Here is a 25,798-nt window from a genome sequence, read left to right on the forward strand (position 1 = left end):
GGTCCTAACAAAGGCGTTGGACGTGTCGGTGGGTGATGAGGCAGGTGGCAACGCCGAGGAAGGCCTCGTGGATGTCGTCGCGTCGTTCCCACCGGATGCGCAGGCGGCGGAAGCCGTGGAGCCAGGCGATGGTGCGTTCGACGACCCAGCGGTGAATGCCCAGGCCGGAGCCGTGCGGGACACCACGGCGGGCGATCACGGGTTTGATGCCTTGGGCCCATACGAGGCGGCGGTACTTGTCGTGGTCGTAGCCGCGGTCGCCGAGCAGGCTGTCAGGACGTCTTCGTGGCCGGCCGACGAGTCCGGGGATCGAGGGCACCTTGGCCAGCAGGGGCATCAGCTGGGTGACGTCGTTGCGGTTTCCGCCGGTCAGCGACACCGCGAGTGGGATGCCCTGCCCGTCGACGAGGACATGGTGCTTGCTGCCCGGCCGTGCACGGTCGACCGGGCTCGGCCCGCTTTTGGGCCCCGGCGAGCGGCCCGGACATGGCTGGAGTCGATCACCGCCCGGGACCAGTCGAGCTGCTTCGCCGTCTGCAGCTTCGTCAGCAGGACGACGTGCAGCCGGTCCCACACGCCGGCCTCGTTCCAGGCCGCCAGGCGCCGCCAGCACGTCATCCCGGAGCCGAAGCCCAGCTCCTGGGGCAGGTATTCCCACTGGATTCCGGTGTGCAGCACGAACAGGATTCCGCACAAAGCCTGCCGGTCCGGCACCCTTGGCCGGCCCGCGACCAGCTTCGGCCCCGGCTTCGGCAGCAACGGCTCGATCAGCAACCACAGTTCGTCCGACACGATCCACGGACGCGACTCCCTCTTCCCCACAAAGAGACCAACGAGCATCCAAGCCGACAGTCACACCACAAGCGGCTTCTGTTAGGACCTCTAAGTCGAAGGGCCCCACTGCTTGCAGTGGGGCCCTTCGACGTATGTGGTTGCAGTTTTGGTTGCAGTTCTCGGCTACCGCCCGTTGAGGACCGTCCGGCACACGTTGCAGTACATGGCGGCGTTCGGCCCATTGCGCCGCATCAGCTGGCCGCAGCCGGCACACAGCCCGAGCTCCCACAGCCGGCACCCCAGTGCGGCGGAGGCGGCAGCACGCTCGACGGCGGTGATCCGAGCCGAGTCACAGGAGCGCTGGACCGGTATGCGGGGCAGCGTGAAACCGCCGGTCGGCTGATCGAGATCACGCAGAGGCCGTCCGTCACTGACGAACCAGCCCTCTTCTCCAGCTCGGCAGGCGCGGTCGACTCCGGGATCAACTCTCCGCATCCTGAGCCCGACTGGTTCAGCGACCCTAGTAAGGGTGCTTACACCAAGAGTATGGTCTCCAGTATGGCGACGAAAAAAGTCACGGTGACGATCCCCGAAGATCTCCTCGACGAGATCCGCGCCGACGCGGCTGAGCGGGGACTTTCGGCGTATGTAGCTGAAGCGCTGCGGTTCAAGCGCGATCGGGACCGGCTGCTGGAGCTGGTCGACTGGCTGCAGGAGGAACACGGGCCGGTCACCGAGGACGAGCACGCAGCAGCCCTCGCGGAACTGGACGATCTCGACGCCGAGCACGACCGCCGCCGCACCGCCGGAGGTCACGATGCCGGAGAAGCAGCGTGAAAAAGGGCGCCGGTGATCACAGGCAACGGCCACTGCGCGTCTTCGTACTCGACTGCGAAGCCCTGTCCCTGGCCGTGCGCGGCGACCGCAAGATGATCGCGTGGCTCGACCTCGCGGCCGGAGGCGAGGCCGAAGTGGTGACGTCTCCCATGACACTGGTCGAGACGTACGACGGCAGGACCACCGAGCAGCGCTGGGACTGGGTGCTCTCCCGACTCAAGGTCGCCGACATCGGAAAGGACGAGGCCCGCCAGGCCCGGCGTCTCCTGGCCGATGCCAAGCTGCACGGCCACAAGTACGCGATCGATGCCGTGCTCGCTGTCATCGCACGCCAGCAGAAAGGGCAGGTCACAGTCTTCACCTCGGACGTAGACGACCTGGAGAAGCTCCTCCCGGACACCATCGTCGTCAAGAAGGTATGACACGGCGCCCTGGTCTCAGTTCTGGTCTCAGTTCTGGTCTCAGTTCTGGTCTCATTCGGCCCCGTCCAGCACCGTCCACCACCTGCCCAGCGCCCTGCCCGGCTTGCCGGTCACGGATTCGAGGATCCTCTTAAGATCGCAGCCATGACGAGTCCCATGGCGCCCGACGATCGCATTGGCGATCGTGAGGCTTTCGGCGCCTTCCTGGCGCGTCTTCGTGCGGACCACGCGGCCAACGGCCAGCAATGGGAGAACCCGACGCTGGACAGGTTCTTGGAAGCCCTGGAAGCCTGGGTTGCAGGTTCTCCGGGGTGGTATCGGAACTTCGGGCACGATCTGCCACCCGAAGGCGACTGGACGTTCTTCGCCCGTGCCCTGACTGCCGCTCGGATCTACGAATAGCCCTGGCGCCCTACGACGTGTGTGGCCCCGGCTCGTGCGGAACGCCGGGGCCGCACAGTCTCACGCCAGGGAGAACTTCTGGGCGCCCGAGCCGTTGCAGTCCCAGATCTGCAGGCGGGTGCCGTTGGCGGTGGCGCCGGACGGGGAGTCGACGCAGCGGCCCGTGGTCGGGTTGGAGAGGGAGCCGTCTGCGTTGGGGACCCAGTTCTGGTAGCCGCCGCCGTTGCACGTGGCCAGCTGGAGCTTGGTGCCGGCCGCGTTCACGCCACCGGCGATGTCCAGGCACTTGCCCAGCGTGCGCAGGGTCTGGCCGTTCCAGGTCCACTTCTGGTCGAGGGAGGTGGCCTGCTGGCAGTCCCAGAGCTGGACGGCGGTGCCGTCGCCGCCGGTGTCGTCGCCCGCCACGTCCACGCACGTGCCGCCGGGGCCGTAGATCGGAGTGCCGATGGCGAACTGCTGGGCGCCGGAGCCGTTGCAGTCCCAGATCTGGAGGCGGGTGCCGTTGGCGGTGGCGCCGGAGGGGGAGTCGACGCAGCGGCCCGACGTCGGGTTCCGTAGGGTGCCGTCGGTCTGCCGTACCCAGTTCTGGTAGCCGCCGTTGTTGCACGTGGCGAGTTGCAGCTTCGTGCCTGCGGCGCTGTTGCCCCCGGCGATGTCCAGGCACTTGCCGAGGGTCTGCAGGGTCTGGCCGCTCCAGGTCCAGTGCTGGTCCTTGGCCGCCTGCTGACAGTCCCAGAGCTGGACCGCGGTGCCGTCGCCGCCGGTGTCGTCACCGGACACGTCCACGCACTTGCCGCCGGGGCCCGTGATGGTCTGGCCGGTCGCCGAACCGCCGCCACCGCCCCCGGAACCGGGGCCCTTGTTGTACACGGCCACCGAGTCGATCACCAGCTTGCCACCGGAGACCGTGGCCGCGTTCGGGCCGCCGCCGAAGGCGTCCGGGAAGCCGCCGCCGATGGCCAGGTCGTAGATGATGAAGAAGGGGTGGTCGACCGCGTCCGCCCAGGTCGTCGCGTCCACCTGGTTGGCGTTGACGGTGAAGAAGTTGTTCCCGTCGAGGTAGAACCGGATCTGCTCCGGCGACACCGAACGGTCGATCTCGGCCGCGTAGTCGTGGAAGCCGGTCTGGCAGCCGGAGCAGGCGCGTTCGCCGGAGCCTATGCCGGTCGACTCGTTGCACGGCCCGCCGGGGTTCACCCCGCAGTGGAGGGTGCTGAAGACCGAGCTGCGGCCGTTGATGTCCTCCATGATGTCGATCTCGCCCGACTTGGGCCAGGTCACACCGGAGCGCAGCGGGGCGCCGAGCATCCAGAACGCCGGCCAGTAGCCCGCGCCGTTGGCGGTGGTGACGTTGGGCTGCTGGAGGACGGACTCGATGCGTACGACGCCGCCCGCATCGGCGCCGAAGCCCGCCGACTGGGTCTCCACACGCCCGGACGTCCAGCCGGAGCGGGGGTCCGACCCGGAGTGCAGGGCCTGGAGCACCAGGTGGCCCTGGCCGTCGTAGTAGACGTTCGACGTGCTGTTGGTCATGGTCTCGATCTCACCGGTGCCGAAACTGCTGCCCGGCCCGGTGTCGTACTTCCACAGGTTCTGGTCGATGCCGGTGCCGGAGGCACCATTGAAGTCGTCGCTCCAGGTGAGGGTGAAGCCCGACGGCGTCGGGGGCACCGCCGCCTGGGCGTCCAGTGACGCGACGGCGGTGGTCGCCGTCATGACCGCGACGACAGACACCAGGTTGAGCACTCTCCGCCATCCGCCGCGCCGCGGCTTGGCACATCTCGGGCGCATCTGTCCGACCTCCGTGGGGAAGGGGCGTGCTTGCGTGGGGGTCCGCTGTGACCTCTTCGGCGGGGCCCACCGGGCATGTGACGCCGGGGCGCGTCGGGCTGCCCGGCGGGAACGAGCGCCCACCGAGTGTCATGTACACAGCTTGTCCACGGGGCCGGTGTGGGACAAGGCTGTTGACAGGTCTAGTCCTTCGACTTTGCGAACTGCCGTCGCCGAGCCTGGGTGGCGGCGCGACTACATGCCCTCAGCCGGTGGCGACCCGGCGGCGCCTCCAGGTCAGAACCGCCTCGACACCGATCGTCAGAAGCAGCAGCACGACGCAGCATCCGAGACCGATCACTCCGTCCGCGATCACGAAGGCCGGACGCAGGTCCACGCACGCGAGAGCCGCCCGGCAGCCGATGGGCCGCGGGTCCGACGGCGGCCCCGCCGACTGCCGGGCGATGACGACGCAGAGCACGGAGACGACGGCCGCGGTGGAGAGCACGATCCGCCGGACCCGCCGGCTTCCCCACCACGACAGGAGCCAGCACACGACGATCAACGCAGGCAGGGCGAACACGTAAACGAGGATCACGCCCACGCCCCATCGCTCCGCGGCATCAAGGTCAGGCCGGTCCGCCGTTGGGATGCGTGGTTGCCCATGACGATCAACGTACCGTCGGGTGGCTGACGTTGGACAGATCAGGACGCGACGAGGCGGCTGGTGAAGCCGCCGCCCGAGCGGCGCCGGGCGCGGGAGCGCGAGCGCGACGCTGGGTGAAGTGTCCTGGGGCGCCACTCGCAGGGTGGCGCCCCGGGCTTGCAGCCGCTTCGGCGATTTTGCGAGCCCGTGCGGGCGGTGACCTCTGCCCCCGCGTCCACGTGGCACATGTGAGCTTCGTCCAGGGGAAGTTGGACTCGCCGTCCCTCCCGCGAAACGCGTTAAGGTCGCGCGCATGAGTGGGGACCTCCAGACGCAGAGCACCGCCGAAGGCGCAGGCCGCACCTGTCTGAGGTGTGACACCTCGTTGCGGGAGCGGCGGATACCCCGCCTGTTCTGCTCGCCCGGGCACGCGGCCCAGGGAGCGGTCGCGGCGGTGCTCTTTCTCTTCGCGGCGGAGCGGTTCGGGCTGCGCTTCGTCCTGCGTGTCGTGCGTGCGGCCCTCTATGTCACGCACCTGCGTGAGTGGTTCGGCTTTCAGGGCTGAGCCGGGCCGGGTCCCCCATGGGCCGTACGCCGGTTCCGTTCAGTGGCGTACGGAGGGGCGCGGCCAGGTCAGTTTCTCCAGGGCGCGGCCCACCGATTCGCAGCCCTGGACGAAGTCGCGCGCCGCTTGGGGAGTGACCACGGCGGTGCCGTGCACGGTGGTGTTGCGCAGACGGCGGAGGTCATTCAGTACGTCGGTCCAGCTCTGGGGCAGGCCCGCCTGGTGCAGCAGCTGTGGCAACTCGCTCTGGGGTACTCGTCCCGATGCCGGGCGGCGGGGCCGCACGTCCGGGTACAGGGTGAGGATCTCCTCGGCGAGCGTCTGCAGGGCGTTCCAGGCGGAGACGATCGCTCCGGTGGGGGAGATGTCGATGACGTCGTCCGGCTGGTCGATCGCCGACCGGAGGACGGGCAGTCGGCGGCGCACCGCGTCGCCGGGAGACTCCACGGACGATCTCCGCGCGGGTTCGGGCTCCGGCCATGGCCAGGGCCAATTCACCGGCCCCGGCTCGGACCCCGCCCCGGGTGCCGGATCACGGTCGGGCTCCGACTCGGACCTCTGCCCGGGCACCGGACCGGGCACCGGCTCAGGCACCGGCTCAGGTTCCTGGTCAGGCCCCGCCCCGTACCCCCACCCCGGGAGCGGCAACGGCCCCGCACCCGGCGCGGGCCCTCCCGCACGCGGTAGCCCCCCGAACACGTCGCCGGTCGGCGCCGACCCCGCCGCCGCCACTTCCGCGCGGTCGCGCACGCGTCGTACCTCGTTCTGGAACTCCAGTGCGCCGGCCGGAGTCTCCACACGGCTCAGCCGTCCGATGGCCTCACCGACGCGCTCGCGCCACGCCCAGAACAGCGCCAGCGTGACCGAGGGCCAGATGAGGACCTGTATGTACTTGAGAACCAGTTCGGCAACATCCACACACGTATAGTGACGCCCCATCAGGATCGCGCGCCAGGCGATCAAGGGCACGGTGAAGAGGCAAATCACCGCGAGGGTACGCGCATTGGACCAAGATCCCGGCGTCGAATTGGACCTCGCGGCCGGGACGATCGCGCCCATAGCCTCGCCGCATGACCACTTACGCGCCAACACCCCAGCCACCGACCCGAGTCGACTTCTACTTCGACCCCGCCTGCCCGTTCGCCTGGATCACCTCGCGGTGGATTCTCGAAGTGGAGCCGTTGCGCGATCTCGATGTGCGGTTTCACGTCATGAGCCTGTATCTGCACAACGAGGGGAACGAACTGCCGGGCTGGTACCGGGATTTGGTCGACCGTTCCCTCGGGCCCGTCCGTGTCGCCGTCGCGGCGGCGGAGGCGCACGGTGCGGGCGTGCTGCGGGAGTTGTACACCGCCCTCGGCACCCGCATCCACGGCAAGGGGAACAAGGACTTCGACGCCGTGACGGTCGAGGCGCTGGCCGAGCTCGGGCTGCCCGCGGAGCTCGCGGAGGCGGCCCGGAGCACGAAGTACGACGATGCCCTGCGGCGCGGCCACGACGCGGGGAAGGACCCGGCGGCCGGCGGTTACGTGGGGACGCCCACCCTGCACATCGACGGTACGGCCTTCTTCGGGCCCGTGCTGAACAGCATCCCGCGTGGGGAGGAAGCGGCTCGGATCTTCGACGCGGTGCGGACGCTCGCCGCGCACCCGGACTTCTTCGAGCTGAAGCGGGAGCGGACGGGAAGCCTCAGGTTCGACTAGGCGCCCAGTCGTCGTACCCCCTCCGTCACCCCCGCCACCACCTCCTCCGGCGGTACGTCCCGCAGCCCCCGCGTCCGTGCCGTCAGCGGCAGTTCGACCTGCACCCCGCCCTCCCGGGTCAGGTTCACCGGGTTGCGGGGGTGGAGGCCGCGCAGGCCCGGCGGGATCTCCGTCAGGTCCGTCACCGCCGTGAACGACGGTGTCAGGGTGCGCAGCGCCGCCGCCAGGACCTCCGCCGCCTCCCGGTTGGTGCCGCCCAGGAAGATCGAGTCGGGAGCCGTCGGCCTCAGATGGCCGTGCAGGGAGATCGTCAGGGACACAGCGGAAACAAAGGTTTCCAGCGTCCGCGACGGCGCCTCCGCCAGGAGGTGGGACGAGATGTGGACCCGGGGAGTCGCGGGCTGCGTGAAGGTCAGGCACGTCGCCCCCGAACGCGCCGCCACCTCCTCCGCCAGTTCCGCCGTACCGCCCTCCACGCCGCCGTGCAGCGCCAGCAGGCCCAGGCGGGAGGGGCGGCGGGTCAGGCGGAGCACGAAATCCGCGCCGTCCAGCCGCAGCCGCTCGGTCGTCGTCTCCTCCGGTGCGTCCATCGCTCCCCGTACGTCCTCCGGTGCGTCCATCGCCCCCGTACGTCCTCCGGGTGCGTCCATCGGCCCCCGTACGTCCTCCGGCACCTGCCTCAACGACCCACCCGCACGGACCGCTCCACCGTCACCTGATCCAACTCCGACACCCGCACCGTCGCCTTCATCGTCCACGTACCCGGCATCGGCACGCTGAAGGTGTTCGCCGCCCAGTAGCCGCCCCGGTTCGTGACCTTGGTGTCCAGCGGGCCGATGTCGCGGCTGGGGAGGGTGAGGGTGACGCGCAGCTCGGGGACCGAGGCCAGGCCGCCGTCCGGGCCGTAGACGACCGCCTGGACGGAGTTGGGGCCGACCCGGCCGGGGTCCAGGGTGATCTGGACCTGGCCGCGGCCGCCGGGGGTGCCGGTGTCGAAGGGGATCGTGGTGACCAGGGCGGAGGGGATGCCGACGGTGTCCGTCCCGGCACCGGCCGCCGTCGCCTCCTCGGCCGCGCGGCCCGGCAGCGTACTGGTCAGCAGCGTCGTCAGGACCAGGACCACCACCGCCACGGCCGCCTCCGCCAGCACCGAGCGCCGCAGATACGTCAGCGTGAGAGAAGGGGAGACCGGCTCGGGAGCCGGGGAGACCGCCGGTGCCCCCGCACCCTCCAGCACCCGCACCGGCGCCGCCGCCACCGGCCGCGCCAGACTCGCCGTCCACACCCGCGACCACGCCGCCGCCAGGAGCAGCAGCGTCACCGCCGCCAGCTTGGCGAGCAGGATGCGGCCGTACGACGTGCCGGTGAGCGCCTGCCAGGAGCCGAGGCCGCGCCAGGACTGGTAGGTGCCGGTGACGACCAGGACGACGACCGAGGTCAGGGCCACGCGGGAGAAGCGGGTGACCACGCGCGGGGGCAGCGTCTCGGTGTCCTTCGCGCGGCGCAGACACAGCAGCAGGGCGGCCAGACCGCCGAGCCAGACCGCCGTGGCCAGCAGGTGCAGCGTGTTGGAGGCGAGGGCGAGCGGGACCTGGATGCCCGCAGAGGCGTGTTCGGCCGCCGACCAGGTGAGGGCGAGGGCCACGGAGAGCAGTACGGCCGCTGCCAGGGCCGCCCGGCGCGGTACCCGGCGGCGCCAGTGGCGCGGGGTCAGGGCGCCCGCCGCCGCGATCAGCAGCAACAGCAGCCGGAGCAGGAGCAGTTCACCCGGGCGCGTGGTCACCGTGTGGGCGAGGGTGGAGAAGGCGTTCGCCGGGGACGTGCCCTCCTCGTACGGGCCGCGCAGCAGGAGCAGCGCGAGCGTCGTACCCAGCAGGGTCCACGCGCCCGCCAGCAGCAGCGGGCGCAGCTGCCCACGGCTCGGCGGGCGGCAGTACACCGCGAACGCGGCCGCGCCCAGCAGCAGCGCCACCGCCAGGTACGCGAGGTAGCGGGCGATGTTGTAGAGGCCGGTGGTGGTGGGGTTCTCGGTGGGGTCGGGGACCGTGGTGACCGGGGTGGCCGTGCGCTCGCCGACCGAGAAGGTGAGGGCGCCGGAGACCGGGTGGCTGTCGGCCGAGACCACCCGCCAGGCCACCGTGTACGTGCCCTTGCCGAGGCGGGCGGGCAGGCTGAGGCGCGCGGTGTCGGAGCGGCCGGGGGCGTGGTCGGCCTCGCCGGTGCGCAGGCGGTGGTTGCGGGGGTCGTAGACCCGGAAGGAGTCGGTCAGCAGGCCGACCGACTCGCTGAAGGTGAGCGTCAGCTCGCGCGGCGCCCGCTGGAGAACCGTTCCGTCGGCCGGGTTCGAGCCCCGCAGCGTGGCGTGCGCGGAGGCGGGTACGGCGGCGCCGAGGACGAGCAGGACCAGGGCGGCACAGGCGGTGAGCGCCCCGCGCAGTACGCCGTACGGCGCCATGATCCACAAGGCTCCGCGCCGCCGCCGCTCCCGCTCCTCACCGCGCACGTCGTCCGCCCTCCGTGTCCCGCGCGTGACCGTGTGTCCCGCGTGTCCCGTTACGTACGGACGCCGGTGGCGCCGCGCTCACACCGTAACGGTGCCGCCTCCGGCGGCGAACGCCGTCTCCCGGCTCAGGAACGCCAGTTGGGCCCGTTTCTCGGGGAGGTACACGTCCGGGAGGTCGATCTCGGGCAGGACGACCTCGGGTCCGGTGGTGAAGCCCTGACGGGCGAAGCGGGCGATGGCCTTGGTGTTGCGCACGTCCGGGTCGACCACCACGCGCTCGCGGTCGAGCGCGACCAGGACGTACGACGCCATCGCGGTCAGCAGGGCGGAGGTCCAGCCGGGGCGGCGGCCCTCCGTTCCGGCGGGGGCGAGCAGGAGGTGGACGCCGATGTCGCCGGGGCGGACCTCGTACACCTCGCTCACCCGGTCGGCGGTGGGCTCGTAGGTCTGGAGCAGGGCGACGGGTTCGTCGTCCTTGGTGACGAGGTGGGCGTGGTGGGTGTCGAGACCGGCCATGTGGGCGTAGATCTCCGCCACTTGGTCCTTGGTGAGGCCGTTCATGCCCCAGAACGCGGCGCGTTCCCCGCTGACCCAGGCGTGGATCACCTCGGCGTCGGCCGCCGGGTCCAGCGGGCGGATGCGGACGGTGCCGAAGCCGGGGACGGCCAGCTCGAAGGCGTTCTGGTCAGACATCGAAGTCCTCGTCGTCTTCCGTGTGTTCGAGGGTGAGGAGGGTCCAGTCGGTGACCACGGGGGCCAGTTCTCCCTTGAGCCACAAGGGGAGTTGGTCGCGATGGTGGGTGCTTCCGGGCACGCCGTCCGCGCCGAGGGGGACGACCCAGCGGCTGTTGGCACGGTCGGCCAGGTCCCAGACGTAGCGGGCGGCGGGGCCCCGGGCCGCGAGGTCGGTGATGCCGGGGACGGCGGAGGTGCACAGCACGCAGTCGTGGTCACCGGCGAGACCCGGCTCGTCGTACGGCGCGCCGGGCAGCGCGCGCCAGGGGGCGAGGCGGTGGGTGTCGGCCCAGGTCCCGGCGGGGGGTGCGGCGGCCACCTCCTCCAGTGCGGCGCGTACGGCGTCGTCGCGGTCGATGCCGTACAACTCCTCGGCGTGCAGGAGGTGTTCGAGGGCGTAGCCGATGCGCGCGGTGAGGGACATCCAGGGGAGCAGCACCTCGGGATAGGCGGGCGGTTCGGTGAGGGCGGCGAGGGCCGGGTGGGCGGCGAGGCGGCGGACGACCGCCGAGCGCAGTGCCGCGTACGCCGCCGCGTCGGGGCTGTCGGCCGCCATGTGCCGGTCCCAGGCGAGGAGTTGATCGCGCAGCGCGGTCGCCTCGGGGGTGAGCCCTTCGAGTGCGGCGGCGCGGCCGAGGAGGGCGCCGGTCGAGCCCAGGTAGGTGTCGGTGTGGACGCGGGGCAGCCCGGCGGCGGACCAGACGCGGTGCTCCTGGAGCAGGGCGTGGATGCGGTCGGCGCGGTGGGGTGCGGCGAACTCGACGCCGAGCGGGGTGGCGAGACCGCGCTGATTGGCCATCACCGCTACGCCGTCGGCGAGTTGGGCGCGCGGGGTCTCCAGCCAGCCCTCCCACTCGTGTCCGGGCTCCCAAGCAGGCACCAGACGGCGCCGGTTGGCCTCGGAGCGCGCCGGTACGCGGCCCGCGACCCGGTGCAGCAGTCCGCCCTCGGTGTCGGCGGCCTGGACGACGTTGACCGGCTCGGCCCAGGCGTCCAGGGCGCCGTCCACGTCGTCCACGGTGCGGGCGCGCAGCAGCGGGAGCAGGGCGCCGAAGCCGAGGTCCTCGGTGACGCGGGGCGGATAACGCAGGGCGAGGGCGGTGGCCAACTCGGGCTCGGGGGAGCCTGATTCGAGCCCTTCCGGGCCGCCCGCGATCACCGGGCCGCGCTCGGTCTCGATGACCTCGATCTCCACCGGGGCCTCGCCGGCCACCTCGACCGACTCGGTGTGCCGGGCGGCGCGGTGCCACTCACCGTCGGGGCCGAGGGCCTGGACGCCCGCGCCGGTGCGGCGCAGCCGCTCGCGGTAGAGGTCCTGGTAGTCGGCCATGGCGTTGGTGATGGCCCACGCGACCGTGCCGGTGTGGCCGAAGTGGGCGATGCCGGGCACGCCCGGGACGGCGATGCCGACGACGTCGAACTCGGGGCAGGACAGGTGGATCTGCTGGTAGACGCCGGGGTCCTCGATGAAGCGGTGCGGGTCTCCGGCGATCAGCGGGAGGCCCGTGTCGGTGCGCGTGCCCGCGAGGAGCCAGCCGTTGCTGCCGGAGGTGCCGGGGCCGTCGATGGCGAACAGGCCGACCGCGTCGGGGCCGAGGTGCCGTATCGCCTCCTCGCGCCAGAGCTTGGCCGGGAAACCGGCGAACAGGATGTGGGTGGAGAGCCAGATACCGAGCGGGGTCCAGGGCTCCCAGCGGCCGGGTTCGAGACCGGTGCGCTCGAACTCCGGTGTGCGCGCGGCGCCTTCGGGCAGGCCCGCGTTGACCCCCTCCACATACGCGCGCACCCAGTCGGCCGTCTCCGGGTCACGTCTCTCCAGCGCGGCGAAACAGCGTCTCGCGGTGTCGTCGAGGCGGGCGCGGCGGGCGAACACGTCCCAGGACAGCGCGGCGGCGCCGAGGAAGGAGGCCGAGGTGCCCCGGGCGCGGTGGCGTTCCGTCTCCAGCTGCCAGGCGCGGTCGCGGGCGGTCACCCGGCCCTGGGCACGGGCGAGTTCGCGCGCGCTCGTGGCCCGCAGATGGGGAATGCCCCAGGCGTCGCGGTAGGTCTCGGTGGTCACCCTGGAGCACCCCTTCGTTTTAGGTTAGCCTTGCCTAACCTGATTGCCAGGTGAGGGAATCGTACGCGAGGGGTGGAGTGGCGATGGGCCAGGGGCGAGGCTGGGAGGGAGCGGTCCTCAAGCTGCTGCGGGCGAAGGACTTCACCTTCACGGTCACCGGTGCCGAGGACGTGACCCCGCACTACCGGCGGCTGCGGCTGACCGACGGCGGCCTGCTCGCCGCGACCGGCGTCCACCCCACCATGTGGGTCCGCCTCTGGTTCTCCGACCACGGCCGCCCCCACCAGCGGGCCTACACCCTGGTCGACCCCGACCCGGAGACCGGCACCTTCGCCCTGGAGTTCGCCCTGCACGACGGCTGCGCCTCGGACTGGGCGCGGGCCGCGAAGGCGGGCGACACCATCGAGGCGACCGTCCAGGGCACGGGGTTCGAGCATCCGGACCCGGCCCCCTCCCACCTCGCGATCATCGGCGACACGGCGTCCCTGCCAGCGATCAACTCGCTGCTGAGCGAACTGGGTTCGGCCCCGGCGACCGTCTGGTTCGAGGGGACGCGCGACGGCCTCCCCTCCACCGCCGACCCCGGCCGCCACCGGTTCCACGCGGTCCCGCGCCGGGACGGGGGTGCCCACCTGGTCGAGCGGGTCCGCGCCGAACTGCCCGAGGTCCTCTCCGCCACGGAGAACCCGTACGTCTGGATCGCCTGCGACACGAGGACGACCCGCGCCCTCGGTGCGTACGTCCGCAGGGAACTGGGCCTGCCGAAGACCCGGGTGCACGCGCTGGGGTACTGGCGCGCCGACTGAGACGGCGGACCGGCCTCCCGCGCGGGATCATCGGTCCATGGACGTCACCCTGCACCTCGCCCAGGACCCGGCCGCCGACGCGCTGCTCGGCCGCAGTCCGCTCGCCGCGCTCGTAGGCATGCTGCTCGACCAGCAGATCCCGATGGAGTGGGCGTTCAAGGGCCCCGAGACCATCGCGCGACGCATGGGCGCCGACGACCTCGACGCACACGACATCGCCGCCCGCGACCCGGAGATCTTCGCCGCGCTCCTCTCCGAGAAGCCGGCCGTGCACCGCTACCCCGGCTCGATGGCCAAGCGCGTCCAGACCCTCTGCCAGTACCTGGTCGAGCACTACGACGGCGACGCCGAGGCGGTGTGGCAGGGCGTGGACACCGGCGCCGCCCTCCTGAAGCGCCTGGAGGACCTCCCCGGCTTCGGCAAGCAGAAGGCCCAGATCTTCCTCGCCCTCCTCGGCAAACAGCTCGGCGTACGCCCCACCGGCTGGCGCGAGGCCGCCGGCGCCTACGGCGAAGCGAAGTCCTACCGCTCCGTCGCCGACATCACCGGCCCCGACTCACTCGCGAAGGTCCGCGCCCACAAGCAGGAAATGAAGGCGGCGGCCAAGGCCGCGAAGGCGGCGAAGAGCGGGAAGTAGCCCTGGGCGTGCCGGGTGGCGGGCCCCGGCCGGACCGGGCCAGGACGTGCGATGTGCCCGGCTGCGCGGCACTCCCGAGTGGCGGATACGCCCGCCGGGTCCAAGCATGGAACTTGACCTCCCCCCTCGTGAACGAGGGGGATTCCTACAGCTCGCGCCGCAGGGATTTCTGCTTCGACACCGACCGCCCGCCCGGAGAACTCCGTTGAGGTCTTACACCGGCTCCACAGACTGTCACCGCCAGCCCGGCGGCCAGAAGGTTGCGTGCCGCGTTCACGTCCCGGTCGTGGGTCGTGCCGCACTCGCACGTCCAGGTACGGACGTGCAGCGGCATCCTGTCGGCCAAGGCGCCGCAGTGGGAGCACAGCCTGGACGAGGGGAAGAAGCGATCCACCGCGATCACTTCCCGCCCGTACCAGTGGGCCTTGTACTCCAGCATGTTCCGGAACTCTCTCCAGGCCGCGTCGCTGATGGCTCGGGCCAGGCCCCGGTTCTTGACCATGCCGCGCACGGCCAGGTCCTCGATCACGATCGTTTGGTTCTCACGGACGAGTCGAGTGGTGAGCTTGTGCAGGGCATCCCGGCGCCGGTCGGCGATCCTGGCGTACACCTTGGCGACCTTGTGCCGGGCCTTGACCCTGTTGGCTCCGTCGCCCTTGGCTTTCTTCGCCAGGACCCTCTGCGCCTTGGTGAGCCGGGCACGATCCTCGCGCTCATACCTCGGGTTGGTGATCTTCTCCCCGGTCGAGAGGGTCAGCAGGTGGTCCAGGCCGACGTCCACCCCGACCGCGCTGTCAGCGGCCGGGAGCGGCTTCACTCCGGGGTCGTCGCACAGCATCGAGACGAACCAGCGCCCCGCCGCATCCTGAGAGACGGTCACGGTGGACGGCCGCGACCCCTCGGGAAGGGGACGCGACCACACGATGTCCAACGGCTCCGCCATCTTCGCCAGCGTCAGCTTCCCCGCGCGGAAGCGGAACCCGCTGGTGGTGTACTCGGCGGACTTCCGGGACTTCTTCCGCGACTTGAATCTCGGATACTTCGCCCGCTTGCCGAAGAAGTTCGTGAATGCCGCCTGCAAGTGCCGCAGACACTGCTGGAGCGGGACCGCCGACACGTCGCTGAGGTAGGCCAGTTCCTCGGTCTTCTTCCACGCCGTCAGCATCGCGGACGTCTCGTTGTAGCCGACCCGTTCCTGCCGTGCCCACGCCTCGGTGCGGGTCGCCAGCGCCAGGTTGTAGACCTTCCGCACGCACCCGAACGTGCGCGACAGCTCAGCTGCCTGCGCACAGGTCGGACGGAAGCGGTACTTGAACGCCCGCTTCACACACGTCGCGCTCACGCTCACAAACTAGTGAGGCCGCGACGTGAGACCAAGCCTGCTGGTCAGCGCGCGACTTTTCACCCTGCCGGCGAAATCCCGCTCCCTGCTCTGCTCCGCAGGAGTCCGTTTCTTCCCCGTAAGCGGGAGGTACCCGTACGCCGCTCTGAAGGGCGGAGTACTCACGGAGGAGTCCAATGACCGAGTCACCGAGCGACGGCCCCACCAGGGGTCACGCCTACGACGACGCGAAGGGCCCCGCGGGCCCGACACCGAGTGGGGCACCGCGTACCGAGGAGGCGCCCCGTCCCGAGCAGGGCGGGCATGCCGAGCCGGAGGCGCCGTTCGAGGGGCCCCTGCACGCACTGTCCCAGGCCGCGTGGCAGGTCGTCCTGCTCACCGGCATCGCCTCGCTGATCCTGGGCATCCTGGTGCTGGTCTGGCCGGGTGCCACGCTGCTGGCGGTGGGGGTGCTGTTCGGCGTCTACCTCCTGGTCAGCGGTGTCTTCCAGCTGGTCTCCGCCTTCGGCACGCACAAGAAGACCTCGCTGCGGGTGCTGGCCTTCATCAGCGGTGGTCTGTCGATCGTGCTGGGTCTGTTCTGCTTCCGCGGACCCATGCAGTCGATCCTGCTGCTCGCGCTGTTCATCGGCATCGGCTGGCTGATCCGGGGCGTCACCCAGACCATGGCCGCCATCTCCGACTCCCACATGCCCGCCCGCGGCTGGCACATCTTCCTGGGCATCGTCACCTTCATCGCCGGCATCGTCCTGATCGACTCCCCGTTCGAGTCCATCGCCGTGCTGACCCTGGTCGGCGGCTGGTGGCTGATCGTGGTGGGCATCGTCGAGATCATCACGTCGTTCAGCATCCGGAGCCGGGCGAAGAAGATCCCCAAGACGGTGTGACCCGGCCGACCGGTCCCGGCTTCGGCGGAGTGCGCGGGGCGAGGCCGTCAACCTCGCCCCGCGCCCGTACGCCGTGCGGGCGGATCTGCCCCGCTTCCGGATGAGCCTCGGGTGCCACATGGGCAGATGACCCTCCGTGAGCACCGCAGGAGACCGAGTCCGCAGCCTTCACCCGCTGTTGCGGGTCCTTCTGCTGCTGCTCGTCCTGCTGGTGCCGCATGTGGAGGTCACGGCGCAGGCGGCGCCCGCCACGGGCACGGTCGTCGCGGAGTGTGAGCACGACGTCCCCGTCACACCGTCCCGGAACACCGGCCGGACCGTACGACGGCCCGACACCCTCGCTCCCCTGCCCGCCCCGGACACGGCACCGATCGGCACACGCACCCGCCCCGCGCCCACTGTCCCCTCCCCCGCACCCCGGCCGCGCACGGTCGTCCTGCGCTGCTGACAGAACCGCCCGTCACCCGAGGACCGTTCTGTCAGCACGACGCGAGGAACACAGCCATGCCCATCGACCCGTACGCAATCCTGCGCGCCCTGCTGCGCGCGGAGGCCCGGCGCAGCACGCGGCCCCGGCCGGACAGCGAGGCACCCCAGCAGCCGCAGCGCCCGCCGGAGGAGGACCGCCGCTGACACCGAGGACGGCGGGGGCGGCCTACCGCCTCCGCCGAGCCGTACCGAACAGCGACCGCGTGATCTCCCGGCCCAGCTGTGTGCCGACCGAGCGGGCCAGGGACTTGAACATCCCGCTCCCGACGACCTGTTCGACCAGCGAGGGCTCCTCGGCCGGTGCCTTCTTCCGGCCGCCACCCCTGGCCGCCGGACGCTCCTCGGGTACAGCCTCCGCCTCCCGCGCGCTCAGCTTCTCGAACGCCGACTCCCTGTCCACAGCCTGTGCATAACGTTCGTGGAGCGGGGACTCCCGCACCGCGCGGTCCAGCTCCGCCGCGTCCACCGGCCCCATCAGGGACTCGGGGGCGCGCAGCCGGGTGGCCGCGACCGGGGTCGGGGCGCCGGTCTCGCTGAGCACGGTGATCACCGCTTCCCCCGTGCCGAGCCCGGTGAGCAGCTCCTCCAGGTCGTACGGCGAGTCGGGGAAGGTCTTCACCGTCGCCCTCAGCGCCTTCTGGTCGTCCGGCGTGAAGGCGCGCAACGCGTGCTGGACGCGGTTGCCGAGCTGGCCGAGCACGTCGGAAGGGACGTCCTTCGGTGTCTGGGTGACGAAGAAGACGCCGACGCCCTTGGAACGGATCAGCCGCACGGTCTGGGTGATGGCGTCGAGGAACGCGTCCGAGGCGTCGTGGAACAGCAGATGCGCCTCGTCGAAGAAGAACACCAGCTTCGGCTTGTCCAGGTCACCGGCCTCGGGCAGGTCGTGGAAGAGGTCGGCGAGCAGCCACATCAGGAAGGTGGAGAAGAGGACCGGCTTGTCCTGGACGGCGGCCAGTTCCAGGACGGAGACGACACCGCGCCCGTCCGGCGCCGTCCGCAGCAGCTCGGCCGTGTCGAACTCGGGCTCCCCGAAGAAGTCCGCCATGCCCTGCGCCTCGAACGCGGTCAGGGAGCGCAGGATGACCCCGGCGGTGGCGGTGGACAGGCCGCCGATGCCCTTCAGTTCGGGCTTGCCCTCGTCGGAGGTGAGGAAGGTGACGACCGCGCGGAGGTCCTTGAGGTCGATCAGCTCCAGGCCCTTGGTGTCGGCGTAGTGGAAGATCAGGCCGAGGGACTGCTCCTGGGTGCGATTCAGCCCGAGCACCTTGGACAGCAGGACGGGCCCGAAGCTGGTGACCGTGGCACGGACGGGGATGCCGTGGCCGATCCCGCCGAGCGCCAGGAACTCCACGGGGAAGCCGGCCGGTGTCCACTCCTGTCCCGTCTCGGCGGCGCGCGTGGCGACCCGGTCGCCGCCGGGGCCCGGCCGGGAGATCCCGGAGAGATCGCCCTTCACGTCCGCGAGGAACACCGGCACGCCCTGTGCCGAGAGTTGTTCCGCGATCAGCTGGAGCGTCTTGGTCTTGCCGGTGCCGGTGGCGCCCGCGACCAGCCCGTGCCGGTTGAGCATCGGCAGCGGGACGCGCACCTGAGCGGCGGGGTGGCAGGCGCCGTCCCACAGCAGGGCGCCCAGGTCGAGAGCGGGGCCGGTGAAGGCGTACCCGGCCGCGATCCGCTGGGCCGCCTCGGCAAGTGCCGCGCCACCGGCCGCCGTTCCGCCACTCGCCGTTCCGTCGCTCGCCGTTCGGTCACCCGCCGTTCCGCCGCCGGTCTCCGGATCGGTCATCTCAGGCCCCTGTCCCCGCTGGTTCTGTCCCCGACGGTCTCCGGTATGCCACCTTTGTCATGCCTTGCCATGACGTGCCGTGGCTTTTTCAGCGTCGCACTACGCCGCCATGGCTGCGCCCGGAACGTCTGGGCCGGTAGGCTTTCCGTGTGATCTTCAAGCGCATCGGAAACGGCCGGCCGTACCCCGACCACGGCCGGGAGAGCACCCGGCAGTGGGCGGACGTCGCGCCGCGCCCGGTCCGCCTCGATCAGCTCGTGACCACCAAGCAGCAGCTCGACCTCGAGACGCTGCTGGCCGAGGACTCGACCTTCTACGGGGACCTCTTCGCGCATGTCGTGAAGTGGCAGGGCGACCTCTATCTGGAGGACGGCCTGCACCGCGCGGTCCGCGCCGCCCTGCAGCAGCGTCAGGTGCTGCACGCGCGCGTGCTCGAGCTCGGCTGAGCCGCCCCGGCGAACTCGGCTGAGCCGCCCCGACGGCCGTACGCGGTACTGCTGTTAGCCCATTTGGGTCGGGCTGTACTCCGTCTGCTGATCATCTAATAGGCATCGCAGCCCAGGCGCACTACGCTGCGCCTCATGAGTATGCTGACTCCCCCCGGCATGGGCGGCAAGTACCGGATCACGGGGGAGACATACCCTCGGATGCGCCCGCCCCGGCGGCGGGGCAGGCTCGTCGCCGCCGCCGTGGGGTCCGTCGCCGCACTGGGCCTGGTCGGCTGGGGCACGCTCCAGCTCGTCGACGTCTTCACGGGCAACCGGCACACCTCGGACGCCGCGTCCGCGGCCTGCCTCAAGAAGGCGAGCCCGGTCCCGGTCAAGGCGCTGCCCAAGCCCGGCACGATCACGGTGAACGTCTACAACGCCACCACGCGCGCGGGCCTTGCCAAGCAGACCGCCGACGAGCTGAAGAAGCGCGGCTTCAAGATCGGCGACGTGGGCAACGCGGGCAAGGACTTCGACAAGAAGGTCAAGGGCACCGGCGTCCTGCTCGGACCCGCCACCGCCCTCGACACCTCGCTCCCGGTGCTCGGCACGCAGCTGACCGGCGCCGAGCGCCGTACCGACGCGGCCCGCAAGAACGCCACCCTCGACCTGATCATCGGGGACGGCTTCAAGACCCTGGACCAGCGCACGGCCGCCGACCAGGCGGTGGTCAAGCTGACCGAACCCGCGCAGACGGCGGCCGTGGTGAAGAAGGACAAGAAGAACTGCTGATCCCGGCCGGGGACGGCCGGGACACGGGGTACTACTCGGCGGCGCCGTAGAGGCGGTCGCCCGCGTCGCCCAGGCCCGGGATGATGTAGCCGTGCTCGTTCAGGTGGTCGTCGACGGCCGCCGTGACGACGGTCACCGGCGTTCCCGCCAGCTCGCGCTCCATGACCTCGACGCCCTCCGGGGCGGCGAGCAGGACGACGGCGGTGACGTCGTCGGCGCCGCGCTTGATCAGCTCCTGGATCGCGGCGACCAGGGTGCCGCCGGTGGCCAGCATCGGGTCCAGGACGTAGACCTGGCGGCCCGAGAGGTCCTCCGGCATCCGCGTGGCGTACGTGGACGCCTCCAGCGTCTCCTCGTTGCGGACCATGCCCATGAAGCCCACCTCGGCGGTCGGCAGCAGCCGGACCATGCCGTCCAGCATGCCGAGTCCGGCGCGCAGGATCGGCACCACCAGCGGACGCGGCCGGGCGAGCTTCACACCGGTGGTCCGCGCGACCGGCGTCTGGATGTCGACGGCCTCGGTACGCACGTCCCGCGTGGCCTCGTACGCGAGCAGGGTGACCAGCTCGTCGGCGAGACGGCGGAAGGTGGCGGAGTCGGTGCGCTGGTCGCGCAGCGTGGTGAGCTTGTGAGCGACCAGAGGGTGGTCGACGACGTGGAGACGCATGTCTCTAACAGTAACCGCGCCCCGTGCGAGTCCCCCACCGCACCGAATCGGCACCCCCTCCGCATCCCGGCCGCGCGGCGCCGGGGCGACCCGGACACGCCACGCCACGTGGGTGCGAACGTTCCGTCGGCGGGCCCGCGCGGCGTACGGTCCTGTGTGCAGGGCCGCGGGAAACGCCCCGGTGAGCCCGGTCGCGTACGCCCCCGCCGTGACGGGAGGGCGGGCGTGCGTGGGTGCCCGGAAAGCCGCGTACCATCCGCAGGTGGCGGCGACGGGCGTGCTGGTGGGTCCACACGGACGCACGATCAAAACAGCAAGACACAGGGAGCCGAAGACGTCCCCTGACGGACTTGTTTCTGCCACGATTCCCAGTGGGCGGACCCCGGGGCGACAACCCCTCCCGCCCAGACACCTCCGCCGGGGGGACCGCCAACCGGCACGCCTATGACCAGTGGGAGAGTCACGGTGTACTTCGCCGCACTGCTCGCGCGCACCGAAGACGGGTGGGAAGCGAGCGACACGGAGCTCGACGATGTGGAGACCCTGTCCGATCTGGCCGACCTGGCCCGCGAGTCCTCGCCCGAGGAGGACACGGTCCTGGTCCTGATCGAGCAGGAGGACTCCTGGTTCGGCGTCGTCCGCGTGGACGGCGAGGAGGACCCCCGTATCTACGTCTCGGACGCGGCCGCCGCCGCCCGCAGCGCGTACGGCGAGCTGCTGCTCACCGACGAGCTGCTGGGCCGCGAACCGGGCGCGGACGACGGCCCCGACCTGGACTCGCTCGACCTCGACGGCACGGAGGACGGCGAGAGCGAGGAGGACGACGACGAGGACACCCCGTCCGCCGACGCCGTCCCGCACAGCCCCGTGGGCGACCGCGAGATCCTCGACGACCTCGGCATCGGGGAGAAGGAGCTGCGCGCTCTCTCCGCCGACGACGCGCTCGGCACGATCGCCGAGGCGCTGGGCGCCTCGGAGGTGCTGGAGACCGTGCGCTGACCGCCCCCGAAGAGACACGGGGCGCGCCCGACCCGGTGCGCGCTCCCTGGCAGTCCGCGATGCGGCTCGCCCTGGCCGAGGCCGAGCGGGCCGCGCTCGGCGGGGACGTCCCCGTCGGCGCCGTCGTGCTGTCCCCGGACGGCACGACGGTGCTCGCCACCGGGCACAACGAGCGCGAGGCCACTGGCGACCCCACGGCGCACGCGGAGATCCTCGCGCTGCGCCGGGCCGCCCGGGTGCTCGGCGAGTGGCGGCTGACCGGCTGCACGCTCGTCGTCACCCTGGAGCCCTGCACGATGTGCGGGGGCGCCCTTCAGCAGTCCCGGCTCGACCGGGTGGTCTACGGCGCCCGCGACGACAAGGCGGGCGCGGCCGGATCGCTGTGGGACGTGCTGCGCGACCGGCGTCTCAACCACCGCCCCGAGGTCATCGAGGGCGTCCTGGCCGACGACTGCGGGCGGCTGCTCACGGAGTTCTTCCGGGGCCGCTGACCCGGCCCCGAGAACCGATTTCAGACCATGCCCCACCTTGCTGTAAGGTCTCCCTCGGTAGCGTGTCCGAGCGGCCGAAGGAGCTCGCCTCGAAAGCGAGTGTGGCGCAAGTCACCGAGGGTTCAAATCCCTCCGCTACCGCCGAAGAAGGGCCCCGTCGTGAGACGGGGCCCTTCGTGCATCCCGCCCCGGGCGCCAAATCCCAAGGGCGGACGGTCCGTTGATCCCCAAAAAAGATCGTGACGGATACACTCGCCGCCCGGAGCAGGGGCCCACGGGGGCCGAGGGACAGGGGAGGCCGCGGTGGCGGTGAACGCGAAGAAGATCATCGTGTACGCACTCGTGGTCTTCGCGCTGTACGTGATCATCACGGACCCGGCCAAGGCGGCCGGTTACGTCCAGATAGTCTTCGAGGGCATATCGGACGCGGCCGGGTCCATCGGTGACTTCATGACCTGGGCCGCCAACGGCGGAAAGAGCTGAGGTACATCCCATGATCCGGCACCTGGTCCTCTTCAGGCTCAACGACGGTGTCGAGCGCGACGACCCGCGGGTGGTGGCCGGCGCCGCCGCCTTCGAGGAGCTGGGCGGGCTGATCCCGGAGCTGCGCTCCTGGGAGTGCGGCTGGAACCTCTCCGACCGCCCCATCGCCTACGACTTCGCGATCAACTCCTCGGTCGAGGACACCGCCGCGCTGCAGCGCTACATCGACCACCCCGCGCACCAGGCGGGCGTCGCCCTGTGGCGGGAGTTCGCCACGTGGGTGATCGCCGACTACGAGTTCTGAGGCGCCCCACCGGCTCCTCGCCCCGGCCCTCCGCCACCGACGGCGGAGGGCTTTTCGGCGTTTCCGGACACCCGAGTTGACCAGTTTCGAGGCCAACACGACGTTATGCGGTGCTTGCACACAGTGCACATGTCTTGTGATGCTATGACCGCTTTTGACGGATGATTGACCGATGAAGAGGTGGCGTTGACCGTGTCGGCCAGTTCTGCGCCGCCCCAGGCGGAAGCGCCCGCCCCCGCCCCGGCACCCCCCGAACAGCCCGCACCCGAGAAGCGCCGCGGCGCCGACACCCGCGCCCTCACCCAGGTCCTCTTCGCCCAGCTGAAGGACCTGACCCCGGGCACCCCGGAGCACACCCGGATCCGGGGCGCCCTCATCGAGGCCAACCTCCCCCTGGTGCGCTACGCCGCCGCCCGCTTCCGCTCCCGCAACGAGCCCATGGAGGACGTGGTCCAGGTCGGCACCATCGGCCTGATCAACGCCATCGACCGCTTCGACCCCGAGCGGGGCGTGCAGTTCCCGACCTTCGCGATGCCGACCGTGGTCGGCGAGATCAAGCGGTACTTCCGGGACAACGTCCGCACCGTCCACGTACCGCGCCGGCTGCACGAGCTGTGGGTGCAGGTGAACAGCGCGACCGAGGACCTCACCACCGCCATGGGCCGCTCCCCCTCCACCGCCGAGATCGCCGAGCGGCTGCGGATCAGCGAGGAGGAGGTGCTGTCCTGCATCGAGGCCGGGCGGTCGTACCACGCCACCTCGCTGGAGGCGGCCCAGGAGGGCGACGGGATGCCCGGCCTGCTCGACCGCATCGGCTACGAGGACCCGGCGCTCGACGGCGTGGAGCACCGCGACCTGGTCCGCCACCTCCTCGTCCAGCTTCCCGAACGGGAACAGCGCATCCTCCTGCTCCGCTACTACAGCAACCTCACCCAGTCGCAGATCAGCGCCGAGCTCGGTGTCTCCCAGATGCACGTCTCGCGACTGCTCGCGCGCAGCTTCCAGCGGCTCAGATCCGCCAACCGGATCGAGGCATGACCGGCGCACGGGAGCACAAACCCGAAAACCGCAGGTAGCACGCGTTCGCAAGCGAGAGCGAATGATCACCGTCCGGAGCGAATCACGCATCCGGTCCGATGCCGACAGTTGTGCCTCGAAAGCCCGTCAGACCGCCTTCTTCCAGGGGCGATTGACGTCTCACGTGTCGACATGTCACTTCAGCGCGTTGCCGACATGTGACATTCTGCGGGAAGCGCGTTTGCCGAGGCTCCGGCTCCGGTATTCAGGTGAAGGTCGCGTTGCCTCCAGGCATCGCGCCGACCGTCCCGCGACCCAAAGGGGGTGGCATGTCCGCAGAACAGGGCAGCTCGAAGGTGCTCACGCCCACGAAGAGCGAGGCAGCGCCCAAGAAGCTCGACGCTCTCGACGTCCTCGACACCTTCGAGGGCACCACGGCTCTCGACGCCGCGCCCGCGGCGGCGGCCGCCCCGGCCCCCGTCCCGGAGACGGCGGGCCTCGACACCCGCACCCTCTCCCGCTCCCTGTTCCTGCGGCTGGCCGCGCTCTCCGAGGACAGCCCCGAGCGCGCCTACGTCCGCGACACCCTGATCGAGCTGAACCTCCCGCTCGTGCGGTACGCGGCGGCCCGGTTCCGCTCGCGCAACGAGCCGATGGAGGACATCGTCCAGGTCGGCACCATCGGCCTGATCAAGGCGATCGACCGCTTCGACTGCGAACGGGGCGTGGAGTTCCCGACGTTCGCGATGCCGACGGTCGTGGGCGAGATCAAGCGCTTCTTCCGCGACACCTCGTGGTCGGTGCGGGTGCCGCGCCGGCTCCAGGAGCTGCGCCTGGCGCTGACCAAGGCCAGCGACGAGCTGTCCCAGCGCCTGGACCGCTCCCCGACCGTGCCGGAACTCGCGGCCGCGCTCGGGGTCTCCGAGGAGGACGTGGTCGACGGCCTCGCCGTGGGCAACGCCTACACGGCGTCCTCGCTGGACTCCCCGGCCCCCGAGGACGACGGCGGCGAGGGCTCCCTCGCCGACCGCCTGGGGTACGAGGACACGGCCCTGGAGGGCGTGGAGTACCGGGAGTCGCTGAAGCCGCTGCTGGCCAAGCTGCCGCCGCGCGAGCGCCGGATCATCATGCTGCGCTTCTTCGCGAACATGACGCAGTCGCAGATCGGCGAGGAGGTCGGGATCTCCCAGATGCACGTGTCCCGGCTGCTCACCCGCACCCTCTCCCAGCTGCGGGAGGGCCTGGTCGCCGACTGAGGCGGCCGGGGACAAGACGGCGGCGTGGAGCAGTCGCTCCACGCCGATTCCGCCGAAAATGTGAACCGGAAGGGCTCCTGCCGGAGCCCGTCCGTTACTTGAGCGCCAGCCACGCCACCGCGGCGACGACGACCACGGCCACGACGACGCCGATGATCAGACCGACGCGCGGACCGGACGAGGTCGCCTGCTGCTGGACGGGCGGGGGAGCGTCGTCGACGAACGCGCGGAACATCTGGGTGCTGCCGGCGGGGTCGTAATTGCCCTGCGGGCCCTGGGTGTTAGCCATGGGCCGAGACACTAGCGAATCCCCGGTTGCGGCCCAAGTGCGGGGCCACCGGGACAGACGCGGGCACGTCACCCGCAGCCACCTGCATATTTACGATCGCAATACTTGCCTTTGCCAAGTTTTTGCGCCGAACCGCCCCCGCTTATTTGCCTGTGGCAACCAAGCACTCTTATGGTTGCCCCAAGCAACGAATACGGGAGGTGTGATGGCCGAGCAGGCGCAGTTCGAGGAACTGGCACGTCAGCTCAGTGCCGTCGGCGCCGTGAAACGCGACATGGGGCGCATCCTGCCCCCGGGCTGCCCAGCCGGCTCGGTCGCCGTGCTGACGCTGCTCGGCCGCCACGGAGCCATGCGCATGAGCAGACTCGCCGAGCTGCTCGCCGTGGACATGTCGGTCACGAGCCGGCATGTCGCGCACGTCGTGGACCGCGGCTGGATCGAACGGTCGCCGGACCCCGCCGACAAGCGCTCGCGCATCCTGCGCCTGACGCCGGCCGGAGCACGGCAGCTCGAGGAGCTGTCGCTGCGGACCAGCCGGCTGCTGGCCGAGCGGCTGAGCGACTGGACCGACGACGAGGTCGGCCAGCTGATCCGGCTGATGACCCGGCTGCGCGCGTCCTTCGGGGACTGCCGCAGCGGGCTGCCGAGACAGGGCGCCCCCGTAGTCGAAGAGACCACCCGTACACCCGCTCATATGTAAAGGAAG

At 70.9% G+C, this 25,798-nt stretch carries 30 protein-coding genes, 1 tRNA gene and 1 pseudogene; 20 read left to right on the forward strand and 12 right to left on the reverse strand.

Going from position 1 to position 25,798, the window contains the following annotated elements:
* Nucleotides 1-4: 4 nt before the first annotated feature.
* A pseudogene (locus AB0E91_RS09305) lies at nt 5-840 on the reverse strand (IS5 family transposase).
* A gap of 480 nt (nt 841-1,320) precedes the next feature.
* Here AB0E91_RS09305 and AB0E91_RS09310 point away from each other — a divergent pair.
* The 3 genes from AB0E91_RS09310 (at nt 1,321) to AB0E91_RS09320 (ending at nt 2,435) form a co-directional block, all read left to right on the forward strand.
* Entirely contained in the window at nt 1,321-1,611 is a 291-nt protein-coding gene (locus AB0E91_RS09310) for a CopG family transcriptional regulator (RefSeq protein ID WP_361777618.1), read from the forward strand.
* A complete protein-coding gene (locus tag AB0E91_RS09315; RefSeq protein ID WP_361777621.1) occupies nt 1,608-2,033 on the forward strand; it encodes a PIN domain-containing protein in 426 nt (141 codons plus the stop codon). The genes AB0E91_RS09310 and AB0E91_RS09315 overlap by 4 nt, the downstream gene beginning before the upstream one ends.
* A 144-nt stretch (nt 2,034-2,177) precedes the next feature.
* Nucleotides 2,178-2,435, forward strand: a complete 258-nt coding sequence (locus AB0E91_RS09320; protein WP_361777624.1) for a hypothetical protein — start codon at nt 2,178-2,180, stop codon at nt 2,433-2,435.
* A 60-nt stretch (nt 2,436-2,495) separates the two neighbouring features.
* On the opposite strand, the gene AB0E91_RS09325 is transcribed toward AB0E91_RS09320, so the two are convergent.
* Both AB0E91_RS09325 and AB0E91_RS09330 read right to left on the reverse strand, forming a co-directional pair.
* On the reverse strand, nt 2,496-4,151 hold the full coding sequence (locus AB0E91_RS09325) for a ricin-type beta-trefoil lectin domain protein (RefSeq protein WP_361777627.1): 1,656 nt from the start codon (nt 4,149-4,151) through the stop codon (nt 2,496-2,498).
* A 319-nt stretch (nt 4,152-4,470) separates the two neighbouring features.
* The gene (locus tag AB0E91_RS09330; RefSeq protein ID WP_361777630.1) at nt 4,471-4,809 is read right to left on the reverse strand and encodes a hypothetical protein; all 339 of its coding nucleotides are present in this window, start codon (nt 4,807-4,809) and stop codon (nt 4,471-4,473) included.
* Between the two features lie 355 nt (nt 4,810-5,164).
* Between AB0E91_RS09330 and AB0E91_RS09335 the strand changes: the two genes are divergently transcribed.
* Nucleotides 5,165-5,416, forward strand: a complete 252-nt coding sequence (locus AB0E91_RS09335; RefSeq protein ID WP_361777633.1) for a hypothetical protein — start codon at nt 5,165-5,167, stop codon at nt 5,414-5,416.
* Between the two features lie 39 nt (nt 5,417-5,455).
* Here AB0E91_RS09335 and AB0E91_RS09340 read toward each other — a convergent pair whose 3' ends face one another.
* Nucleotides 5,456-5,863: a hypothetical protein gene (locus AB0E91_RS09340; RefSeq protein ID WP_361777636.1), complete on the reverse strand. Its 408-nt coding sequence runs from the start codon at nt 5,861-5,863 to the stop codon at nt 5,456-5,458.
* A gap of 623 nt (nt 5,864-6,486) precedes the next feature.
* On the opposite strand from AB0E91_RS09340, the gene AB0E91_RS09345 reads away from it, so the two are divergent.
* Nucleotides 6,487-7,119 (forward strand): DsbA family protein, encoded by a 633-nt coding sequence (locus AB0E91_RS09345; protein WP_361777639.1) that lies wholly within the window; start codon nt 6,487-6,489, stop codon nt 7,117-7,119.
* On the opposite strand, the gene AB0E91_RS09350 is transcribed toward AB0E91_RS09345, so the two are convergent.
* The 4 genes from AB0E91_RS09350 to AB0E91_RS09365 form a co-directional block, all read right to left on the reverse strand.
* On the reverse strand, nt 7,116-7,739 hold the full coding sequence (locus tag AB0E91_RS09350; RefSeq protein ID WP_361777642.1) for a poly-gamma-glutamate hydrolase family protein: 624 nt from the start codon (nt 7,737-7,739) through the stop codon (nt 7,116-7,118). The genes AB0E91_RS09345 and AB0E91_RS09350 overlap by 4 nt on opposite strands.
* A gap of 59 nt (nt 7,740-7,798) precedes the next feature.
* A complete protein-coding gene (locus AB0E91_RS09355) occupies nt 7,799-9,574 on the reverse strand; it encodes a copper resistance CopC family protein (protein ID WP_361779025.1) in 1,776 nt (591 codons plus the stop codon).
* 126 nt (nt 9,575-9,700) lie between these two features.
* Entirely contained in the window at nt 9,701-10,315 is a 615-nt protein-coding gene (locus AB0E91_RS09360) for a GNAT family N-acetyltransferase (protein ID WP_361777645.1), read from the reverse strand.
* Nucleotides 10,308-12,416: a penicillin acylase family protein gene (locus tag AB0E91_RS09365; protein ID WP_361777648.1), complete on the reverse strand. Its 2,109-nt coding sequence runs from the start codon at nt 12,414-12,416 to the stop codon at nt 10,308-10,310. The genes AB0E91_RS09360 and AB0E91_RS09365 overlap by 8 nt, the downstream gene beginning before the upstream one ends.
* 83 nt (nt 12,417-12,499) lie before the next feature.
* On the opposite strand from AB0E91_RS09365, the gene AB0E91_RS09370 reads away from it, so the two are divergent.
* Together AB0E91_RS09370 and AB0E91_RS09375 are read left to right on the forward strand one after the other, a co-directional pair.
* On the forward strand, nt 12,500-13,222 hold the full coding sequence (locus AB0E91_RS09370; protein WP_361777651.1) for a siderophore-interacting protein: 723 nt from the start codon (nt 12,500-12,502) through the stop codon (nt 13,220-13,222).
* Nucleotides 13,223-13,259: 37 nt separating this feature from the next.
* Entirely contained in the window at nt 13,260-13,859 is a 600-nt protein-coding gene (locus AB0E91_RS09375) for an HhH-GPD-type base excision DNA repair protein (protein ID WP_361777654.1), read from the forward strand.
* Between the two features lie 145 nt (nt 13,860-14,004).
* Here the strand turns inward: AB0E91_RS09375 and AB0E91_RS09380 are convergent, their stop codons facing one another.
* Nucleotides 14,005-15,201 carry an RNA-guided endonuclease TnpB family protein gene (locus tag AB0E91_RS09380; protein WP_361777657.1) on the reverse strand — a complete coding sequence of 399 codons (1,197 nt, stop codon included), beginning with the start codon at nt 15,199-15,201 and terminating at the stop codon, nt 14,005-14,007.
* 176 nt (nt 15,202-15,377) lie between these two features.
* Between AB0E91_RS09380 and AB0E91_RS09385 the strand changes: the two genes are divergently transcribed.
* From AB0E91_RS09385 to AB0E91_RS09395, 3 genes are all read left to right on the forward strand, one after another.
* Complete coding sequence (locus tag AB0E91_RS09385; RefSeq protein WP_361777660.1) at nt 15,378-16,088, forward strand: HdeD family acid-resistance protein; 711 nt, start codon at nt 15,378-15,380, stop codon at nt 16,086-16,088.
* A gap of 136 nt (nt 16,089-16,224) precedes the next feature.
* Nucleotides 16,225-16,536 carry a hypothetical protein gene (locus AB0E91_RS09390; RefSeq protein WP_361777663.1) on the forward strand — a complete coding sequence of 104 codons (312 nt, stop codon included), beginning with the start codon at nt 16,225-16,227 and terminating at the stop codon, nt 16,534-16,536.
* Nucleotides 16,537-16,592: 56 nt separating this feature from the next.
* The gene (locus tag AB0E91_RS09395) at nt 16,593-16,721 is read left to right on the forward strand and encodes a hypothetical protein (RefSeq protein WP_361777666.1); all 129 of its coding nucleotides are present in this window, start codon (nt 16,593-16,595) and stop codon (nt 16,719-16,721) included.
* Between the two features lie 22 nt (nt 16,722-16,743).
* On the opposite strand, the gene AB0E91_RS09400 is transcribed toward AB0E91_RS09395, so the two are convergent.
* Nucleotides 16,744-18,366, reverse strand: a complete 1,623-nt coding sequence (locus tag AB0E91_RS09400; protein WP_361777669.1) for a helicase HerA-like domain-containing protein — start codon at nt 18,364-18,366, stop codon at nt 16,744-16,746.
* A gap of 149 nt (nt 18,367-18,515) precedes the next feature.
* Between AB0E91_RS09400 and AB0E91_RS09405 the strand changes: the two genes are divergently transcribed.
* Together AB0E91_RS09405 and AB0E91_RS09410 are read left to right on the forward strand one after the other, a co-directional pair.
* Complete coding sequence (locus tag AB0E91_RS09405; RefSeq protein ID WP_003986294.1) at nt 18,516-18,812, forward strand: type II toxin-antitoxin system VapB family antitoxin; 297 nt, start codon at nt 18,516-18,518, stop codon at nt 18,810-18,812.
* Nucleotides 18,813-18,953: 141 nt separating this feature from the next.
* Nucleotides 18,954-19,586 carry a LytR C-terminal domain-containing protein gene (locus AB0E91_RS09410; protein ID WP_361779028.1) on the forward strand — a complete coding sequence of 211 codons (633 nt, stop codon included), beginning with the start codon at nt 18,954-18,956 and terminating at the stop codon, nt 19,584-19,586.
* Between the two features lie 31 nt (nt 19,587-19,617).
* On the opposite strand, the gene upp is transcribed toward AB0E91_RS09410, so the two are convergent.
* The gene (upp, locus tag AB0E91_RS09415) at nt 19,618-20,253 is read right to left on the reverse strand and encodes a uracil phosphoribosyltransferase (protein ID WP_356402289.1); all 636 of its coding nucleotides are present in this window, start codon (nt 20,251-20,253) and stop codon (nt 19,618-19,620) included.
* 465 nt (nt 20,254-20,718) lie between these two features.
* Between upp and AB0E91_RS09420 the strand changes: the two genes are divergently transcribed.
* From AB0E91_RS09420 to AB0E91_RS09450, 7 genes are all read left to right on the forward strand, one after another.
* On the forward strand, nt 20,719-21,252 hold the full coding sequence (locus tag AB0E91_RS09420) for a hypothetical protein (protein ID WP_361777673.1): 534 nt from the start codon (nt 20,719-20,721) through the stop codon (nt 21,250-21,252).
* 59 nt (nt 21,253-21,311) lie between these two features.
* Nucleotides 21,312-21,743 (forward strand): tRNA adenosine(34) deaminase TadA, encoded by a 432-nt coding sequence (gene tadA, locus AB0E91_RS09425; protein ID WP_037801730.1) that lies wholly within the window; start codon nt 21,312-21,314, stop codon nt 21,741-21,743.
* Between the two features lie 56 nt (nt 21,744-21,799).
* Nucleotides 21,800-21,884: transfer RNA gene (locus tag AB0E91_RS09430), tRNA-Ser, on the forward strand.
* A gap of 162 nt (nt 21,885-22,046) precedes the next feature.
* A complete protein-coding gene (locus tag AB0E91_RS09435; RefSeq protein WP_161179052.1) occupies nt 22,047-22,226 on the forward strand; it encodes a hypothetical protein in 180 nt (59 codons plus the stop codon).
* Nucleotides 22,227-22,236: 10 nt separating this feature from the next.
* Nucleotides 22,237-22,530: a Dabb family protein gene (locus tag AB0E91_RS09440; RefSeq protein ID WP_361777677.1), complete on the forward strand. Its 294-nt coding sequence runs from the start codon at nt 22,237-22,239 to the stop codon at nt 22,528-22,530.
* 186 nt (nt 22,531-22,716) lie between these two features.
* Nucleotides 22,717-23,568, forward strand: a complete 852-nt coding sequence (locus AB0E91_RS09445; RefSeq protein WP_161179056.1) for an RNA polymerase sigma factor SigF — start codon at nt 22,717-22,719, stop codon at nt 23,566-23,568.
* A gap of 308 nt (nt 23,569-23,876) precedes the next feature.
* Entirely contained in the window at nt 23,877-24,803 is a 927-nt protein-coding gene (locus tag AB0E91_RS09450; RefSeq protein ID WP_361777680.1) for an RNA polymerase sigma factor SigF, read from the forward strand.
* Nucleotides 24,804-24,897: 94 nt separating this feature from the next.
* Here the strand turns inward: AB0E91_RS09450 and AB0E91_RS09455 are convergent, their stop codons facing one another.
* Entirely contained in the window at nt 24,898-25,092 is a 195-nt protein-coding gene (locus AB0E91_RS09455) for a hypothetical protein (RefSeq protein WP_018547512.1), read from the reverse strand.
* Nucleotides 25,093-25,297: 205 nt separating this feature from the next.
* Here AB0E91_RS09455 and AB0E91_RS09460 point away from each other — a divergent pair, with 205 nt between their 5' ends.
* Complete coding sequence (locus tag AB0E91_RS09460; RefSeq protein ID WP_361777684.1) at nt 25,298-25,792, forward strand: MarR family transcriptional regulator; 495 nt, start codon at nt 25,298-25,300, stop codon at nt 25,790-25,792.
* Nucleotides 25,793-25,798: the final 6 nt, after the last annotated feature.

The organism is Streptomyces sp. NPDC026659 (assembly GCF_040638245.1).
In the GTDB taxonomy this organism is placed as follows: Bacteria; Actinomycetota; Actinomycetes; order Streptomycetales; family Streptomycetaceae; genus Streptomyces.